Below are 17531 nucleotides of genomic sequence, written 5' to 3'. Positions count from 1 at the left end.
ATCCCTTTCTTTTTGGACTAATTGCGCAGCGGCTTGCCTTTGGTCAGCATGTGCTGCATGCGCTGCTGAGTCTTCGGTTCCCCGCAAAGACTGAGAAAAGCCTCCTTTTCCAAATCAAGCATGTATTGTTCAGTCACCAGCGTTCCGGCGGGAACGTCTCCTCCGGCCAGCACGTGTGCCAGCTTGTTGGCGACATGCAGGTCGTAATCGCTGATGAATTTGCTTTGTCTCAACGAATAGGCGCCCAGCTGCATGACGGCCTTGCCGTCTTCGCCGACGACGCGGAATTTCTCATTCACCGGAGGCACATATCCTTCATTATCCATGCGCAGCACCGCCTGTTTGGCCTCATGGATCAAATGATCGCGATTGATGGCCACTTTATCGGTTTCCCGCAAATATCCGAGACGGAACGCGTCGTGTCCGCTGGAGGATACTTTTGCCATGCCGATCGTTTCAAAAATTTGGTTCATGAACGGCTGCAGATCGATCTGCGGGTCGGCGATTTTCCGGCTCATGCGAAGCGCCATTTCCTTGCAGCCGCCTCCCCCGGGAATCACGCCGACGCCGACCTCCACGAGTCCCATATAGGTTTCGGCCGACACATGCACCTGATCGGCGGCCAGACAAACCTCTACGCCGCCGCCCAAGGTCATACGGTGGGGCGCGACAACGACCGGCTTGGTAAAATGCTTCAGCTTCAGCAGCGTCTGCTGGAATTGATGGATCATGGCTTCAATTTCATCCCATTCCTCATCTTGGGCTTCCATCAACAAAAACACAAGGTTCGCGCCAACGCTGAAATTCCGCCCCTCATTGGCGATCACCAATCCCTTGTAGTTTTTGTCGACCTCATCCATGCTTTGCCGGATCATCGAGAGAATATCCGCGCCGATCGCATTATTCGGCGACTGGAATTCAAGGCAGACCACTTCGTCTCCAAGATCGATCAGATTGCCGCCGCTGTTGGACTTGACCACCCTGCCGCGATCCTTCAGATCCCTGAGCGAAATGACCTCCGGATTTTCCTCCGCCCCGTGATACCGGCCCTTCAAATAATGAACCGTGCGGCCCAGCTCGCGCTTATAGAAACTCGTGTTTCCCGCGGCAATCCAGTCCTTGACCCATTGGGGAACGGCCAGTCCTTCCGCTTCCATCCGTTGGACCGATTTGACCAGACCGATGGCATCCCAGGTTTCAAACGGTCCGAGCTCCCAATTGAAGCCCCATTTCATGGCGTTGTCGATGTCCGCAATGCTGTCTGCGATTTCGCCGAGCTTGTCTGCCGAATACACCAGCACTTTTTTCAAAATGCTCCAGGCCAATTCGGAATATCGGTCTCCCCCGTAGATCAGCGCCTTGGTTTTTTCAGCTGCGCCCTTGGTCAGTTTGGCGGCTTCCAGCGAAGCGGAGGAAACTTTGGTTTGGGGTGAATACTCCATCGTATTCAGATCAAGCGACAAAATGGAATTCCCATCCGCGCCTTTCACCTTTTTGTAGAAGCCCTGTCCCGATTTATCACCGATCCATCCGCGGCTCACCATCTCCAGGATCGTCTCCGGAACTTGAAAGACCGCTTTTTCCCCAGCCTGATCGACATGGTCATGCACATTCCGGGCGACGTGCACAAACGTATCGATTCCGACCAGATCCAGCGTACGGAAGGTTGCGCTCTTCGGACGTCCCATAGCAGGGCCGGTGACGGCATCGACCTCTTCCACGCTGCAGCCCTTTTCGCGCATTTCCTGCAAGGTTACAAGCAGCCCGTAAATGCCGATCCGGTTGCCGATGAAATTCGGGGTATCCTTCGCCAAGACGACGCCTTTGCCCAGTCTCTTCCGGCAAAAATCGGACATATAAGAGACGATCTCCGGATCGGTCGTCCGTCCGGGAATGATTTCGAGCAGCTGCATATAACGGGGAGGGTTGAAAAAATGCGTTCCGAGAAAATGCTTTTTGAATTCCGCTCCGCATTGCTCCGCCATGGCGTTGACTGAAATGCCAGAGGTATTGGTGCTGACAATCGTGCCCGGCGTCCATACGCTTTCGATTTTTTGAAGCAGCTGCTGTTTGACCTGCAGGTTTTCCACGACGACCTCGATAATCCAGTCAACATCCTTCAGACGGTCCAGATGATCCTCCAAATTGCCCGGAGTGATTCGTTCAATAAAGCTGTCCAAATACAATGGAGAAGGCTGGGTTGTTTTCATCTTCTCCATCGCGGCGGCGGCCAGCCTGTTTCGCACCCTCGAGTCGTTCAGCGTGAGTCCAGCAGCTTGCTCCTTTTCCGTCAGCTTGCCCGGGATGATGTCCAGCAGCAGGCATTTGATCCCGGCGTTGGCCAAATGAGCCGCAATGCCGGAGCCCATAATTCCGGAACCGATCACTGCAGCAGTCCGAATCGTTCTTGCCATCGTTCATACCTCCTAATTTTGGTATTTATCCAAAAACGGACAGTTCGAGAATTTCCGCAATGTCCTTCGTCTTGACCCGGTCTTCCGCTTCCTTCAATTTGGTGCCGTCCTCCATCATCGTCAGGCAGTACGGGCAAGCGCTTCCGATCAGGGTCGGCCGCACCTGCAGGGCCTGTTCGGTGCGGGCAAGATTGACGCGCTTGCCCGCCGTTTCCTCCATCCACATCATTCCGCCCCCGGCGCCGCAGCACATGCCGTCCTCGCGGCTGCGTACCATCTCCGCCAATTCGACGCCCGGAATCGACCGCAAGATTTCGCGAGGCGCGTCATATACGCCGTTATAGCGTCCCAGGTAGCAGGAATCATGATAAGTAATGCGTTCGTCGACGCTGAGCTTGGGAATCAGCCGGCCCTCTTTGATCAGGCGGTCCAGCAGCTGGGTATGATGCATGACTTCGGCTTCCAAGCCGAATTCGGGATATTCGTTTTTCAGCGTATTAAAGGTATGCGGACAGACGGTCACGATTTTTTTCACATTGTATTTGTTGAAGGTCTCTATATTTTCCATGCAAAGCTGCTGAAATAGAAATTCATTGCCCATCCGGCGCGGGGTGTCCCCGGAGTTTTTCTCCTCGTTGCCGAGAATCGCAAAGCTGACGCCCGCTTCATTCAACAATCTGACGAATGCCCGGGTGACTTTTCGGGTGCGGTTGTCGTAAGAGGCCATCGATCCGACGAAGAACAAAACCTCAAAATCTGGATTCTCCTTTACCGTCGGTACGGCGATGCCGTCCAGTTCCTCCGTCCATTTGGCCCGGTCGTTCCGGTTAACCCCCCACGGATTGCCCTGGCGCTCGATGTTCTGCATCGCCCTTTGCCCGTCTGCGGGCACACTGCCCTGCATCAGCACAAGGTGACGGCGGAGATCGATAATCTTGTCGACATGCTCGTTTCCGACCGGACACTGATCCTCGCAATTGCGGCAGGTCGTGCAGGACCAGATTTCCTCTTCCGTGATGACGTCCCCGATCAAGCTGATGTCCGCGATCGCGGCATCCTTTTTGACCCATGTGGATTTCTGCCGGCTGAGCGTCGGTTCGATATCGGTAATGGCCGCGATTTGCCCCGACTCCGCCCCGTTTAAAACCGCTTGCGTTTCATCAACCGTATGAATGCCTGCAGCAGTAAAGGCGAAGGCAGGCATCCAAGGCGATTTGGAGGTGACTGCAAAGCCTTTTTCCGTCAAATGGTCTCTCAATTTCATGATCAGATGCATCGGAGACAGGAATTTTCCGGTATTCGAAGCAGGGCAGGAATTCGTGCAGCGCCCGCATTCCACACAGGCGTAAAAATCAAGCATCTGCTTTCTGGTGAAATCCTCAATTTGTCCGACTCCGAAGGACTCGGCATTTTCATTTTCCAAATCCAGTTTGCTCAGACGCCCGGCAGGTTCGGTTTTGCGCAGGAAAATATTGATCGGGGCGACGATCAGATGGAAATGCTTTGACTGCGGAACATAGACAAGAAATGACAGCAAAAAGAGCAGATGAAGCCACCAGCTTGCATAAAATAAAGCTTCCGCAGCGGCAGGCGGGATTCCCGAAAATGCCGAGGCGATCACCGAGGAAATCGGAGCAAGCAGGGAAGCCTGCTGCCCATGCCAGACGCGTTCAAACGCCAAGGCGAACAGCACCGACAGCATCAGAAAAAAGATAAAATACAGGACAATGCTCGGTTTCCAGCCTCGCTTGAGGCGCTTCAGCTTTTCTCCGTAACGCCGGTATGCCGCGTATCCTGTAGCCATAAGCACAAGCAAAACCGTCACTTCCTGAAGAAGCCCGAAATACATATAGCCCGGCAGCGGCAAGCCCCTGTGAATCAATCCCTTCAGAATCAAATCGACGGCGCCGAACTGCAGAATGATAAATCCGTAAAAAATAATGACGTGCATCCATCCGCTTTTTCGGTCCTTCAGCAGCTTTTTCTGCCCAAACACCTGAACCAAAAAAACGGACATTCGTTCCTTCAGATCTTTGCTCAGGTTGACCGGCTGGCCCAATTTGATATACAAATACCGATGGAGCACCGCTTTTGCGAACAAATAAATCCCGTATCCGACAACCAATAGAAAGATAATCAAATGTACTGCTGGCCAGATCATGATTCCACTCCTTCTGATATGCTTTATGTAGGTTGATTGACAATGAGCAGAACGTGAACTAAAATAGAAAATAATAATGAATGACTATTCATTCATTATATTTGGATTGTATCATCGAGGTGAGGGAATTGGCAAGCAAAAAAAATGAAAAATATACCCAGATTCTTGAAGGGGCCGTGAAGGTTTTCGCCCGGCACGGATTTTTTCGCTCGCAGGTTTCAAAAATCGCCAAGGAAGCCGGCGTTGCCGACGGAACCATCTATCTGTACTTTAAAAATAAGGAAGAAATTCTAATCAAGATTTTCGAATTCAAATTGGGCAAATTGGTGGAACGGTTCCAATCCTCGATCGGCAAGGCCGACAATGCGAAAGAAGCGATTCGTGAAATTTGCACCATCCACTATTCGCAAATGGAGGAGGACGTTGATTTCGCCTATGTCGCGCAGATTGAACTGCGCCAGAGCTCGCTGGAGCTTCGTAAAGCGATCGGACAGACGATAAAGCCGTATATTCAACTGATCGAAAGCATACTGATGAGAGGAATCGAGGAAAATGTTTTTCGGTCCGATATGAATGTCAAGCTGGTCAGGCTGCTGTTGTTCGGGGCAATGGATGAAGTGATCACGTCTTGGCTGATTTCCGGAAGAAAATATTCGCTGATGGAACAAATCGACGGTACCGTCGACTTCTTTCTCCGCGGCATTCGATCCTGAACCGTTGTTGAAGCGAAAAAACATTTGTTGAAGTTCCTTTTTCCTGCTGGCAATTCATCGTGCGCGCTGGTATCCTGATCTTAACACTTCCCATGTCTATCTTATTCTCAAAGGAGGAGTTTATGTAATGAACATTTATGTTCTCATGAAGCAAACCTTCGATACGGAGGAAAAAATCGCGATCCGCGACGGTGAAATATCCGATGACGGTGTGAAATATGTGATTAACCCCTACGATGAATATGCAGTTGAGGAAGCCATCCGCATCCGCGATGACCATGGCGGCAGCGTGACGCTCGTGACGATTGGGCCCGAACGCAGCACGGATGCGCTGCGGACTGCGCTTGCCATGGGCGCCGACGAAGCGGTGCTGATTTCCGACGAAGGCGTGCAGCTTGATGAGTATGCAGCGGCGCGCGCGCTGCAGGCATATCTGGCCGACAAAGCGCCGGATCTGATTCTCGGCGGCAATTTCTCCGTGGACAACGGCGCCGGACAGGTGGCGATCCGGCTTGCCCAACTGCTGGACATTCCGCATGTCGGCTCGATTACCAAGCTCGAGGTCTCAGCGGGGAAAGCTGCTGCCAGACGCGATGCCGAAGGCGACGAAGAAATTGTGGAAGTAACCCTTCCCGCTTTGTTCACCGCCCAGCAGGGATTGAACGAGCCGCGCTACCCTTCGCTTCCCGGGATCATGAAAGCGAAGAAAAAACCGTTTGCCCGCCTGTCGTTGGATGAGCTCGGCATTGCCGCCGAAGAACTCGCTCCGAAAACGGTACGCAAGGAACTGAACCTTCCCCCCGCCCGCAAAGCCGGCCGGATCCTGGAGGGAGAATTACACGATCGGGTTGCGCAGTTGGTTGATCTTCTGCGCAATGAAGCCAAAGTTATTTAGGAGACTATCCGAAGATTCCGTCGGAAAGAATCCTAACATACGAGTCAACATAGATTCAATCCGTATGGAGGGGGAAATCACATGAGCAGAACATTTTTGGTCATAGCGGAAAACCGCGGGGGGAAATTGCGGCAGGTCACCTTGGAAGCGCTGAATGCCGCGAAAATGTCCGCAAGCGAGGGAGATCTGATTGCGGCCGCAATCATGGGCGGCAATACGCGGACTTTGGCTGCGGAATTATCCGGCTTCGGAGCCGATAAAATATACACGGTCGAGCATCCGCAACTGGAGCCCTACAATCCGGAAACATGGTTTGCTGCCGTGCGTCAAATTATCGAGTCCGCGAAACCGGATGCCGTTTACGCCGGACATACCGCCATCGGCAAGGATCTGCTGCCGATGATTGCTGCATATTTGAAAGCCGGACAAATTTCCGATGTCGTGGCGATCGACAATTCCGGCGCAGAAACCGTGTTCGTCCGTCCGATTTATGCAGGCAAAGCGTTCGAGAAAAAGTCGTTTACCCGCTCACCCTGGGTCGTTACCGTCCGGCCCAACAACATTCCCGCAGGCGAGCCCGTTTCCGGAAAAACGCCGGAGGTCATCCCGGTCGAGTATCCCAATCCTTCGCTGCGATCCGTCATTAAGGACGTGGTCAGCAAAACGTCCGGCAAGGTCGATTTGAGCGAAGCCAAAATCATCGTGTCCGGCGGCCGCGGAGTGAAGAGTGCGGACGGCTTCAAGCCTCTGCAGGAGATGGCGGATGTGCTGGGCGGCGCGGTAGGCGCTTCCCGTGGCGCCTGCGACGCCGGCTACTGTGACTATTCGCTGCAGATCGGGCAAACCGGGAAGGTCGTTACACCGGAAATCTACATCGCCTGCGGAATCAGCGGCGCCATCCAGCATCTGGCCGGAATGAGCCAGTCCCGGGTAATCATTGCGATCAACAAGGATCCGGAAGCGCCGATCTTCAAAGTGGCCGATTACGGCATCGTCGGCGATCTGTTCGAAGTGGTGCCGCTGCTGACCGACGAGTTCCAACGCGTATTGCAATAGTGCTGAGAAGGATATTGGCTTTCTAAACTTACCCAAATGCTATCCTAAAAAGTAAACAGCCGAAATGACATACAGCGGAAAACTGTTTCGCTTTTGTGATTTCGGCTATTTTTATATGAGACTAGACTGAAAATGATTAACCGTTAACGATTTTACCGCCGTTGATGTGGAGAATTTGACCGGCCATGTAGCTGGAATCATCCGATGCCAGGAATACATATCCCGGCGCCAGTTCTTCCGGCTGCCCGGCTCTTTTCATCGGGGTATTTGCCCCGAAGGAAGCGACCTGCGCGGCCTCCATAGTCGACGGGATGAGCGGTGTCCAGATCGGTCCCGGCGCAATCCCGTTGACGCGAATGCCTTTACCGATGAGCGATTGGGACAGCGATCGGGTAAAGCTGACAACAGCTCCCTTCGTTGCCGAATAATCGAGCAGCTGTTCGTTTCCTTCATACGCGGTCGCGGACGCGGTATTGATGATCGCGCTGCCTGGTTTCATGTGCTTCAATGCAGCCTTGGTCAAATAGAACATGGAAAACACGTTCGTGCGGAAGGTGGCCTCCAGCTGTTCGCTTGTAATGTTCTCAATGGACTGCTGCGGATGCTGTTCCGCCGCATTATTCACCAGAATATCGATTTTCCCGAAGGCCTGCACCGTTTGTTCCACAGCCTGATTGCAGAACGTTTCATTGCCGATGTCGCCAGCTATCAACAAGCACCGGCGTCCTTCCTGCTCCACCTGACGCTTCGTTTCCTCCGCATCCATATGCTCGTTCAAATAAACTATGGCAATGTCCGCGCCTTCTTTTGCAAAGGTGACGGCAACCGCCCTGCCGATCCCGCTGTCGCCGCCGGTAATGATGGCCGACTTGTCTTTCAATTTGCCGGCCGGCAAATACTTGGGGTCCTCAAAGTCAGGCCTCGGATTCATCTCGCTTTCGATGCCGGGCTGCCGGCTTTGGTGCTGAGGCGGAAAAGTTTGCGTCATGGGCGGTGCGATTGTTGTTGCCATTTAAGGGCTCCTTTCTCTCTTTAGATGACTCTTTGAGATACTTCTTGCTTAAGTGATTTTCCGCTTTTATTGTGCTGAATTTACCTGTTTTGTATCCTAAAAGCCATTTTAGGAGCCGGAAGCCGTCCAAGCGGCTTTTATTCCAGCAGCTGACCTGCCCCAGTTTCTTGAGCCAAGCGCCTGTAATAATCGGCGACGCTGATGTCGAACACCGCCATTCCCATCGGACTGAAGAATACGGACTCCCCTCCATCAACGTCGAGCAGAGCCTTGCGGCAAACCACATCCGTCAGGGAAAGCGCCTGTTCCCTGCTGAGTCTTCCGGCCAAGTGCAGCAACTCAATGTCGGTGTTTTCCCTGCACACTTCCTCCCAATCATCCACGATGAAGGTCCCGATCCCGGTCAACGCGTCCAGCTGAAAATCGCGCAGTGAGATATCCATCAGCAGCCGCCCGTTTTTTGGGGGGACGTTTACATACCGATAGTCGGAAACCGTACAGGTGATAAATACGTCGGCTTCTTCATAAGCTTCCTCCCAATTATCCGTCACCGTAACGGGAGCCCCTAGCGGGGACACCGCCGTTTCCGGATCAATCGCCCGCAGATCGTACAGAAAGATCCGATCGATCCGATCACCGAACAATTCCGTACACATCCGAAAATGCCGCCGGCCGATCGGCCCCCATCCGATTATGCCCACCTTCAGCCGCTTCCCCGGGCGCGCTTGCAGCCAATGCTTCAAAAGCAGGCCGCTGACAGCGGCCGTACGGAGGATGTTCAGCAGCGGGCTGTGGATTATCGCTTCCGGTTTTCCCGTGGCCGCATCATTCAGAATAACGACGTTGTGCGCTCTGGGCAGATTCTGGTCAACATTGCCAGGAAAGCTGGAAACCCACTTGATCCCTGCGACATCCATCGAGCCTCCGACATAAGCCGGCATGGCAATGATCCGATTGCGGAGATCTTTATAGCGCAAATAAGGCTTCAGCGGCTGGGCATAATCCCCGGCGTCGATACTGAACAACGCATCCTCCAGCAGCTTGATCAGCGTGTTCCAATCGGCTCCCAATCTCCCGATGTCCTGTTCATTCAGATATAGCAATACCAACTCCATCCTTTCGAGCTCAATCTGCCGATCCGTCCTCAAATCCATCCTTCGATGCGTCCTGCGGCCCATCTTCCCATAGACCGGAAACGCTTCCGAAACGCTCTTCCACCCAGCAGTCGTTATAGATCGTATCTAGATAGCGTTCGCCCCGGTCCGGAAAAATCAGCACGCAATTTGCCCCGTCCGGTATGCTTTCTTTGAAATATTGCAGCGCCGTCAACACGCCTCCGGAAGAACCGCCCGCAAGAATGGCTTCCCTGCGGACCAATCTGCGGCAGCCGACCACACAATCCAGATCGGTTACCCGAATCGTGCGGTCAACCCATTCCCGGCGGTACAGCGGTGGAACAATTCCCGCTCCCAGTCCCGGCAGCATCCTCTCTCCCGCGGAAGGCCCGGAAATGACGCTGCCTGCTGCATCGACCGCTATGATTTGCGTTGCAAGTCCGTGATCCCTCACGTATTCGGCGCAGCCTCTCCATGTGCCGCATGTGCTCAGCCCCACAAACAGATAGTCGACCCGCTCCAATTGCTCGGAAATTTCACGCATCGTGTTGCGGTAATGAGCCTTCGAATTGTGCCCGTTCGCATACTGGTTTGGCCAATAAGCGTTTCCGTATCGGCTGAGCAGGTCCTGAACCCGCTGAAGGCGGGCGGTAAGATATTCTCCGGTATGCGGATCCGGTTCGGCCACATATTCAATCTCGGTTCCGTACGTCTTCAAAATGCGGATATTTTGCTCCGTCGTCTTCGCATCGATGACACAGATGAATTTCAAGCCGTGATAAGCGCAAATTTGGGCCAGGCTGATCGCCATATTTCCCGAGCTGGATTCCACAATGACCGAACCCCGTTGAATCGCTCCGGAAGCCGCGGCGTATTTGAGGATTTCCAGAGCCGCCCGGTCCTTGGAACTGCCGCCCGGATTAAGGAATTCCAGCTTGCCGTATATCTGAATCCGGCGTTCTGTGCAAATGTTGTTCAAGCGAACGAGCGGAGTATTTCCGACCGCCGATAAAATCCCCTCATTAAATTCCATCCCGCTCCGTCCTTTTTGCCTGCCACCTAACCGCCGCAGTTCGTTCCGAATTCCATTCGTAGTGGATTTTTTTGTGCTTGACCGCTCCTGTTCCCCATTGTTCTTCACCTGACACCGCAATCACCCGGATTTCATCAAGAATTCCGTTTTCAATCATGCTGCCGATCTCGGGGATTTTCCGTTGAAGCTCCTGGCGGATTTCAAACACGTCATCCTTGCGCAGCGATTTGCTCTGAATATAGACAACCAGCTTGTTTTCATCCACGACCACCCGAATCCTCGCTTCATCCAAGTATTGGTAGACGATATTTTCAATATCGTAGACACTGATTTTCTCCCCGTGCTTCAATTCCGGACCAACCCGTTTGACAATGCTTTGAAAGCTCTGGATTTCTTTTCCGTCAATCTGAAGGGTCCGCAGATCACGGACCACGTCATAGGTCACATAACGCAGCGCCGGAAACAAAGCTCGCGAGAACGATGTCAAAACGAGGATGCTTTCGCCTTCCTTCAGCTCTTTAATCCCTTCATTCAGTTGCGGCGGCTGGATGCCCTCGGCAAACAGATCCTCAACAATCAAATATCTTCCGTGTTCGTGCGAATAATAGGCCATCGTACCGAGTTCAATCGAGCCGTACGTATCGAGAATATCCGTCGGCCGGATGCCGAACTTTTCGGCCGTCCTGCGAATCCATTGCTCCGACGCGATCTCCCCGACCAGAATGATTTTTTTGACCCCGAATGCCTTCGGCCCGTCCGCTGCCAACACGATTTGATCGAGAATCGAAGGCATTGTATACAGCAGATCCGGTTTGAAGCGGCGCAGCTGCTCCACATGCTCTGCGATCGGCTGCTCGAAAGGAATCGAACAGGCGTCCATGCCCATTCCCGCAAAGATCTTCAGAGCGGTTCCGGCCGCATGGCCTGTGCCCATATCAGCGGCAGCTTTGCGAATGCCGGTTTGCCTGCCGGCAAATGAAGAAAACAGGCGGACTTTCAAATCGATATAGCGCCTGTCATCCTCTTCGGAATAATAAATTTCTTTTCTGACATTGGAACGGGTACCCGATGTCCGGTAAATCTTGAACCCCGCATCCGACATCCGGTTGTAATAGTACCGTTCCAGTAGATCCGATGTCATCAGCGGCAATTGCTGAATGCTACGCAAACGCGAATGATCCGCCAAATGCCCGTACCAAGGAAAAACCGATCGCACCTCTTCAACCTTTTTTTGGATTCGTTCCAGGGATATCATGGCTGCCTCCCTCGAATAGATCTACATCCTCATTCATTTATATGAAAAAGGCGGATAGGAAGGTTCTCCGCGACGCATTTCCGCTGAAGAAATAGGGATCTGTCACGTTCAAAATAAGAAACAAATTCGTAAACTGTCATTATCCGGACGAGAGAGTGGTGTTTCATGAAAAAAAGGCGCATACAAAACGTTTGGAGCAAATGGACCAAAACCGTTGTATTATGGAAAAGCGGCGAGCTTAAAAAATATGTTCCGTCTACGAAAATCATGTCCCGTTCGCTTCTGCTCGACATGCTTAAAAAGCATCGAATGGTATATATCAAACCCAATATCGGCACCAGCGGAATCGGTGTCATGAAATTGGAACTGATCCGGGAAAACGGCCATGACAATTACTTCTGCCACAGCGGCACTCTGAAGTGCGGCTTCCGCTCTTTTGAAGATATGTACCGTTTCATCCTTTCGCGAAAAGTACGGAGGATGTATCTGGTTCAAAAAGGAATTCTGGTGTTAAGGCATCAGGGCCGACCGTTCGATATCCGGGTCATGGTGCAGCGCAATCCGCGGGGCGTATGGGAAACGACCGGGCTGGCGGGCCGCATCGCCCAACCCGGGAAAGCGGTAACCAATCGGAGCAACGGAGGTTCGGTGCTGGAAGTGGAGGCGCTGCTGAGTCCTTATGCGTCAGGTTCCAAAAAAGCGCTTGTCGTCGCCAATCTGAAGCGTTTGGGCGTCTCGATCGCCAGGCATATGCAGCGAACCTACCCCGGAATCAGTGAATTAGGCGTGGATGTTGCATTGGATCAACAGATGAAGCCGTGGATTCTGGAGGTCAATACGAGTCCGGTTTCCCTGTTGTTTGATGATCTGAGGGATAAAGGAATGATCCGGAAAATCATGCGTTATTCAAGAGCATACGGAAAAATCATCCGCTTGAAAAAGAAACGGAGAAAATGAGAAATCCTGTGGCGGGGCCGGTTTGAGCCGTAACTTAAAAAAGCCGGGAGCTCACCCGGCTTTTTCGTGAATTTTTTATGAACTCTGCGTGATTTTCATCACAGAGGGATTTTCCAATCTGTGCTTTAATAAAAGACAGTACTGGGGAAGAGGTGAGGGGCTAAGATGACGGTTTTGGGATTTGACGAACAATCGGTTTCATGGCTGCTGTCGGTTTTTTTCCATGGCCGTTCCTTGTATTTATCCTTTGCGGCAGTTCTCTTGCTTTCGTGCAAACTGCAGTGTGCCGTGAAAAAGCACATGGCCGTCGGCGGATCGAAAAGTCATGGACGGCAGAAGCCCCCGCGCCCGATCTGACGCAAGCCTCATGAAGAACCGGTGGTGTTTTTCCGTTGAAGGATATCCGACATTTTTTCATAAACCCGGATGAACTGTTCGATCTCCGCTTCTTCCAATTCCTCCATGCAGACACCGACAAATTTCCGGATGCTTTCTTTTCCCGCCTTCAGCGCCGCAACACCCTTATCCGTCATGTACAGCAGAACAACTCTTCGATCGACTGAATCCGGAATTCGCCGGACAAAGCCTTTCGATACGAGCCTGTCCACCAACGCCGTCACCGCGCTGCGGTTCACCCCGAACCGGTCGGACAAAGCGGAGGAAGGACAAGGTCCGTTTGCTTGAATATAATCCAGCCCATAGTGCTGCTCCGGGGTCAACTCCTGATGAATTCTTTCGGCCACCATGGAAGCGAATCGCCTCGCCGTCCTAAAATGAACATCCAAGCAGCGGTTGATCAGCCGCTCCGTCAATCCGACTTTTTGACTTGTTCGGCGATCGCCCGGTAGCCCAGCTCATTCGGATGAACCTGATCTTCAAACAAATACTCCGTCTCGTTCCCCACAAAGGCGTCATACACATTCACGAAATGGACGCGCCGGTCCGCGCATTTGGAAATGTGCGTGTTGAATGTCTTCACCCAAAAATCGGATGCCTGAACGGAAGGAATCGGATTGTACAAGCCGATCAGCTTCAAGGCAAAAGGCTGAGCAGACTCGCTTTTGATCTCTTGAATGTCGGAAATGATCTTTCTGTAATTTCTCTGAAAGGTCACCAGCGCGGGAATAAAATCCGTTGTCCTGCCGTCAAAAATATACGGAATCGCAGCCTGCAGCAAATCGTTTCCACCCGCAGTCAGCGTGATGACCTCAGCCTTCCGAATGTACTCTCGAATGTCCGCGTCCCGCCTGATCAATTCCAAAATGTCTCCAGTGGTAGCCCCGTTAACTCCTTGATTAAAGCAATTCAATTCTTTGTTGCGTTTCTGCTGCAAAGCCATATGATAATGATCGACAAAGCCCTGCCCTTGCGGCGCTCCATATCCGACCGTCAGCGAATCGCCCAGCGCCAGATAAATTGAATCCCGATTCATGCCGATCCATCCTTTCTCTTACGTGCATCCATTATATTCAGTTTGTCGTGAATCCATACGTCACCGTAAGCGGCGCTGCGTGGAAAGATGAAATTTCAACAGATTACGAATACAGGAACAGACAAAGACAGAAGTACTATTCAAATACGCATCAATCCGCTAATAGGATTATCACAATGGTTTTCTCTATTTTAGAAGTTGCAGTAAATAGCCGTTGGGTGGCTGTTATCCATGCGAAAACACTGACCCGGCAATTGCTTCCTCGCTTCACACTCACAAAATAAAAAAACATCATGGAAATACTCTTGACTGAGCACCTGATGTCTTTTACTTCTGATTATTTAGTCGTCTTGCCTGATGTAATACTGTGATGATTTCGCCATTCTCTATATATGATTCGGTAACTTTTATAAATCCTTGTATAGAATCTCTTCCATCGTCGCATTCTTAGGCAGTTCTTGAACGAGCTTAATGACCTCATTTTTTATACTCATCTTTGATTCAACTCAACACTGTTCACATTATACCATATACAAAATAAAACTTTAAAATATTGGGTTTGAATTCGATAATACAAAAAAGGAAAGGCCCGCTTCCATCCTCACGTTTTCTGTGAAGAATTTCGGCGGGCTCACAACCCTTCATTCTATCAATACGTTCTTCAGCGTCGACTCTCTACATATCCTTATGCAGAGCGGAGCCGATAATCGTTTGTCCTTCCAGCTCCCGTTCGCGCTTGATGATGTCGTCGATTGATTTTTTCAGAGCCGCCTGAGGTCCTTCAAAGTGTTTGTTATAATAGGCCACATCCATGACAATCAACAGAATCATCATGCCGATCAGCGCGTAGCCGGCATTCTCGTTCGGTGGAATGACCATGACGATGCTGATGAACACGATCCAGATCAGCGCGATGACCCCGATGAAGTCGCTCCAGCGCCCCAAATTCCATGGTCCCAGATGTTTCTCTTGAAATCTGCCCTGACTTTTCGCCACCATCTTCAACAGAATCGGAATCCCGTATGCAACATACAAGCCGACGACGCTGACGCCGGTCAGAAAAACCAGCGTGCCGTAGGCAGCATCCGGCTGAACCAGCTTGATGATGTAATCCGTCAGAGCGAGCAGGAAGGACAAGATGACGGACAGCCAAATCGCCTTGGCCGGCGTGCGGTATTTGCGCGAAATTTGCGACCACTGACGGCTGAACGGCATTCCTTTGTCCCTGGAAAATGCGTACATCATCCGGGAGAAAGAGGTGATTGAGGAAAGTCCGCAAAACCACATGGCCAATGTGACAAGCCAGAGAATGACCGATCCGAACGTTCCACCCAGCGCTTGACTGATGACATAGATGAAAGCATTATCCGAGCCGGCGGCCGCCTTGGCATCGTGGATCGACAGCGTGACGAACGCAAGCATCAGAAAGCCGAAGAAAAAGGAATAAGCAACGGAGGTAAAAATACCCCACGGGGCCCGGATTCTCGGGTTGATTGTTTCTTCGATCGTATGCGCCGAGGCGTCATAGCCCGTAAATGTCCATTGCGCCTGCAAAAGCCCGATCAAAAAAGCCAACGCGTACGGTTTGTCGGAGAATGTTTGCCCCACATGGAACAAATAATCGACGGGCTGCAATCCCCCTTTGGTGAAAAAAGCCAGTGTAAACACCAAAACGGCAACGATCGCGATATGATACCAAGCGGAGAAGTCATTCAGCCGGGCGACAATGCGGATTCCAATGTGATTGAGAATCCCGTGAGACAGCAATATAACGGCAAAGGCGATCAATGCGGTCGTATCGTTGGACTGGTAACCGAACACACTGGCCAAGAGCGGATCGGCAAACAGCGCTACCGAATAATCAATGCCGGCGACAATGCCGATTTGTCCGATCAGATTGATCCAGGCCGTGTACCAGCCCCACCGTTTGTTGGCCAAAATCGAAGCCCAGTGATACAGGGCGCCTGCGGTCGGAATCGCCGAGGCCAGTTCCGACATGGCGGCGGCGACCAGCAGCACGAACAAGGCCACCAGCGGCCAGCCGATGCCCATCATTCCCGGTCCGCCGTAAGTCAAGCCGTGTCCATACAGCGAGACGGCGCCCGTCAGAATGGAGATGATGGAGAAGGATATGGCAAAGTTGGAGAACCCCCCCATGCTCCTCAACAATTCCTGCGCATATCCAAACCGGTTGAGCTCCCTTTTGTCATGCATAAGCTGATCTTGCGAGTGATTAACCATTCTTTGACTCCTCCATTTTTGTATTATTCATTGTACGCAAAGCATTCGAAGCCTTCCGCCATCTTTGGCAATCCGTCATTTCCCCAAAAAGCTTTCATGCTTGGATTCGTCGAATTCCCGAATGTTCTTTGCGGCAATTGCTCCGATTCCAAAAGCAACCGCGCAGGTCAAAACCAGCAAAAATATACCGAGCGCCATAGCGAATTCACCTCCTGTTTGCCAGACGTTTCGTTTCGTATTCTTGCGAGGATCCCTAAGCCCAACAAATTGAACCGGCAAATCGATTGCTCTTTATCTATTCGGGAGGGGGGATTGCCCCATGGAAACCGCCGCGCTTCAAATCACCAGCTTCACGCCGCTGGCCCGCTGGTCGATCATGGCCCGCAGCACCGTTCCGATATGCGCCCCGGCTTCAATCGGCGGGGTTCCGCCTCTGTGAATGTTGGAAATGACAGTCCTGTCGGATTCCACAATGCCTTTGCGGGGCCTGTAGCACATATAAGCGCTCATCGAGCTTGAAGTGACGAGGCCCGGACGTTCGCCGATCAAGAGCACCAGCGCTTCCGGCTGCAGCAGCTCGCCGATATGATCCATCGATGCGACCCTGCCTCCCTTGACGAAGAAGGGAGTCCCCCAGCTCAAGCCATGCGAGCGGAGCGAATCAAGCAGCGCCGGATAAACATCCCGAAGATTCGCTTCGACGGCATTTGCGCTTAAGCCGTCGGAGACCACGATCTGCACCTGTGGCCGCATGGCGCATTTTTGCCGGATCAGCGCCGCGCCCTCCTCTGTCAGGACCCGCCCTTTATCTGGACGTTTCAGGTAATTTTCCGTATTTTCAAACTGGGTCTCCACAGTGAACAAACCCATTTCGTCAAGCAGACTCCGGTTCACTTCCCCATAGACGCTGTCCACCGCGGCCGCATGATCGATGCGAAGCTTCAGCTGGGTCGAGGTCAAGGGACGCGTCCCGGTTCTCCAAACGCCGATTCTGGCAGGCGTGCTTGCGGTCAGTTCGAGCAGCCCTTCCTTCCACTTGGGCTTGGGCACATTGATTTCCGCCCGCTGCAGGACATGATGCTCCGCAGCCGGTTCGGGCCGCTGGTCGGCCGAAGCCTGATCCATCCGCTGACCGGCGATGTGCTCCGGCTTCAAGGACGAAGCAGCCGCGGACGATGGATATCGGGATTCCAATTCCTGCATGATTTTCGTCACAAGCTCATCCAGATTCAATGATGTGTCCATGT

General features: G+C 52.3%; 16 protein-coding genes. 5 read left to right on the top strand and 11 right to left on the bottom strand.

Annotation, left to right across the window (positions count from 1 at the left end; translation table 11 throughout):
* Nucleotides 1-17: 17 nt before the first annotated feature.
* Together VF724_RS08205 and VF724_RS08200 are read right to left on the bottom strand one after the other, a co-directional pair.
* Complete coding sequence (locus VF724_RS08205; protein ID WP_371753749.1) at nt 18-2414, bottom strand: 3-hydroxyacyl-CoA dehydrogenase/enoyl-CoA hydratase family protein; 2397 nt, start codon at nt 2412-2414, stop codon at nt 18-20.
* A 25-nt stretch (nt 2415-2439) separates the two neighbouring features.
* Nucleotides 2440-4575, bottom strand: coding sequence for a (Fe-S)-binding protein (locus VF724_RS08200; protein ID WP_371753748.1), 2136 nt, complete (start codon nt 4573-4575; stop codon nt 2440-2442).
* A gap of 128 nt (nt 4576-4703) precedes the next feature.
* Here VF724_RS08200 and fadR point away from each other — a divergent pair, with 128 nt between their 5' ends.
* The 3 genes from fadR (at nt 4704) to VF724_RS08185 (ending at nt 7239) form a co-directional block, all read left to right on the top strand.
* The gene (gene fadR, locus VF724_RS08195; RefSeq protein ID WP_371753747.1) at nt 4704-5288 is read left to right on the top strand and encodes a fatty acid metabolism transcriptional regulator FadR; all 585 of its coding nucleotides are present in this window, start codon (nt 4704-4706) and stop codon (nt 5286-5288) included.
* Nucleotides 5289-5415: 127 nt separating this feature from the next.
* Nucleotides 5416-6183 (top strand): electron transfer flavoprotein subunit beta/FixA family protein, encoded by a 768-nt coding sequence (locus VF724_RS08190; RefSeq protein WP_371753746.1) that lies wholly within the window; start codon nt 5416-5418, stop codon nt 6181-6183.
* 81 nt (nt 6184-6264) lie between these two features.
* Nucleotides 6265-7239 carry an electron transfer flavoprotein subunit alpha/FixB family protein gene (locus VF724_RS08185; RefSeq protein ID WP_371753745.1) on the top strand — a complete coding sequence of 325 codons (975 nt, stop codon included), beginning with the start codon at nt 6265-6267 and terminating at the stop codon, nt 7237-7239.
* 136 nt (nt 7240-7375) lie between these two features.
* On the opposite strand, the gene VF724_RS08180 is transcribed toward VF724_RS08185, so the two are convergent.
* The 4 genes from VF724_RS08180 to VF724_RS08165 all read right to left on the bottom strand — a co-directional run bounded on the left by VF724_RS08180 (nt 7376) and on the right by VF724_RS08165 (nt 11654).
* Nucleotides 7376-8251 (bottom strand): SDR family oxidoreductase, encoded by an 876-nt coding sequence (locus VF724_RS08180; RefSeq protein ID WP_371753744.1) that lies wholly within the window; start codon nt 8249-8251, stop codon nt 7376-7378.
* 137 nt (nt 8252-8388) lie between these two features.
* A complete protein-coding gene (locus VF724_RS08175) occupies nt 8389-9405 on the bottom strand; it encodes a 2,3-diaminopropionate biosynthesis protein SbnB (protein WP_371753743.1) in 1017 nt (338 codons plus the stop codon).
* The gene (gene sbnA, locus VF724_RS08170; RefSeq protein WP_371753742.1) at nt 9377-10399 is read right to left on the bottom strand and encodes a 2,3-diaminopropionate biosynthesis protein SbnA; all 1023 of its coding nucleotides are present in this window, start codon (nt 10397-10399) and stop codon (nt 9377-9379) included. The genes VF724_RS08175 and sbnA overlap by 29 nt, the downstream gene beginning before the upstream one ends.
* Nucleotides 10389-11654 carry a phenylacetate--CoA ligase family protein gene (locus tag VF724_RS08165; protein WP_371753741.1) on the bottom strand — a complete coding sequence of 422 codons (1266 nt, stop codon included), beginning with the start codon at nt 11652-11654 and terminating at the stop codon, nt 10389-10391. The genes sbnA and VF724_RS08165 overlap by 11 nt, the downstream gene beginning before the upstream one ends.
* 165 nt (nt 11655-11819) lie before the next feature.
* On the opposite strand from VF724_RS08165, the gene VF724_RS08160 reads away from it, so the two are divergent.
* Together VF724_RS08160 and VF724_RS08155 are read left to right on the top strand one after the other, a co-directional pair.
* A complete protein-coding gene (locus tag VF724_RS08160; protein WP_371753740.1) occupies nt 11820-12611 on the top strand; it encodes a YheC/YheD family protein in 792 nt (263 codons plus the stop codon).
* A gap of 165 nt (nt 12612-12776) precedes the next feature.
* The gene (locus VF724_RS08155) at nt 12777-12968 is read left to right on the top strand and encodes a hypothetical protein (RefSeq protein ID WP_371753739.1); all 192 of its coding nucleotides are present in this window, start codon (nt 12777-12779) and stop codon (nt 12966-12968) included.
* 8 nt (nt 12969-12976) lie between these two features.
* Here VF724_RS08155 and VF724_RS08150 read toward each other — a convergent pair whose 3' ends face one another.
* The 5 genes from VF724_RS08150 to eutC form a co-directional block, all read right to left on the bottom strand.
* Nucleotides 12977-13357: a MarR family winged helix-turn-helix transcriptional regulator gene (locus VF724_RS08150; RefSeq protein ID WP_371753738.1), complete on the bottom strand. Its 381-nt coding sequence runs from the start codon at nt 13355-13357 to the stop codon at nt 12977-12979.
* A gap of 62 nt (nt 13358-13419) precedes the next feature.
* Nucleotides 13420-14043 (bottom strand): GDSL-type esterase/lipase family protein, encoded by a 624-nt coding sequence (locus tag VF724_RS08145; RefSeq protein ID WP_371753737.1) that lies wholly within the window; start codon nt 14041-14043, stop codon nt 13420-13422.
* Nucleotides 14044-14718: 675 nt separating this feature from the next.
* Nucleotides 14719-16284, bottom strand: coding sequence for an amino acid permease (locus tag VF724_RS08140; protein WP_371753736.1), 1566 nt, complete (start codon nt 16282-16284; stop codon nt 14719-14721).
* Nucleotides 16285-16359: 75 nt separating this feature from the next.
* Nucleotides 16360-16482, bottom strand: coding sequence for a hypothetical protein (locus tag VF724_RS08135; RefSeq protein WP_371753735.1), 123 nt, complete (start codon nt 16480-16482; stop codon nt 16360-16362).
* Between the two features lie 138 nt (nt 16483-16620).
* Nucleotides 16621-17529 (bottom strand): ethanolamine ammonia-lyase subunit EutC, encoded by a 909-nt coding sequence (gene eutC, locus VF724_RS08130; protein ID WP_371753734.1) that lies wholly within the window; start codon nt 17527-17529, stop codon nt 16621-16623.
* Between the last annotated feature and the right edge of the window lie 2 nt (nt 17530-17531).

Origin of the sequence: Ferviditalea candida, assembly GCF_035282765.1 — a bacterium.
GTDB lineage: Bacteria > Bacillota > Bacilli > Paenibacillales > KCTC-25726 > Ferviditalea > Ferviditalea candida.
Note: the sequence above shows the minus strand (reverse complement) of the source record. Positions and strands in the feature narration are given on the sequence as shown.

Coding starts and splice junctions, on each gene's coding strand:
- VF724_RS08205 (WP_371753749.1), bottom strand. CDS start 2,414: ATGGCAAGAACGATTCGGACTGCTGCAGTGATCGGTTCCGGAATTATG.
- VF724_RS08200 (WP_371753748.1), bottom strand. CDS start 4,575: ATGATCTGGCCAGCAGTACATTTGATTATCTTTCTATTGGTTGTCGGA.
- VF724_RS08190 (WP_371753746.1), top strand. CDS start 5,416: ATGAACATTTATGTTCTCATGAAGCAAACCTTCGATACGGAGGAAAAA.
- VF724_RS08185 (WP_371753745.1), top strand. CDS start 6,265: ATGAGCAGAACATTTTTGGTCATAGCGGAAAACCGCGGGGGGAAATTG.
- VF724_RS08180 (WP_371753744.1), bottom strand. CDS start 8,251: ATGGCAACAACAATCGCACCGCCCATGACGCAAACTTTTCCGCCTCAG.
- VF724_RS08175 (WP_371753743.1), bottom strand. CDS start 9,405: ATGGATTTGAGGACGGATCGGCAGATTGAGCTCGAAAGGATGGAGTTG.
- sbnA (WP_371753742.1), bottom strand. CDS start 10,399: ATGGAATTTAATGAGGGGATTTTATCGGCGGTCGGAAATACTCCGCTC.
- VF724_RS08165 (WP_371753741.1), bottom strand. CDS start 11,654: ATGATATCCCTGGAACGAATCCAAAAAAAGGTTGAAGAGGTGCGATCG.
- VF724_RS08160 (WP_371753740.1), top strand. CDS start 11,820: ATGAAAAAAAGGCGCATACAAAACGTTTGGAGCAAATGGACCAAAACC.
- VF724_RS08155 (WP_371753739.1), top strand. CDS start 12,777: ATGACGGTTTTGGGATTTGACGAACAATCGGTTTCATGGCTGCTGTCG.
- VF724_RS08150 (WP_371753738.1), bottom strand. CDS start 13,357: ATGGTGGCCGAAAGAATTCATCAGGAGTTGACCCCGGAGCAGCACTAT.
- VF724_RS08145 (WP_371753737.1), bottom strand. CDS start 14,043: ATGAATCGGGATTCAATTTATCTGGCGCTGGGCGATTCGCTGACGGTC.
- VF724_RS08140 (WP_371753736.1), bottom strand. CDS start 16,284: ATGGTTAATCACTCGCAAGATCAGCTTATGCATGACAAAAGGGAGCTC.
- VF724_RS08135 (WP_371753735.1), bottom strand. CDS start 16,482: ATGGCGCTCGGTATATTTTTGCTGGTTTTGACCTGCGCGGTTGCTTTT.
- eutC (WP_371753734.1), bottom strand. CDS start 17,529: ATGGACACATCATTGAATCTGGATGAGCTTGTGACGAAAATCATGCAG.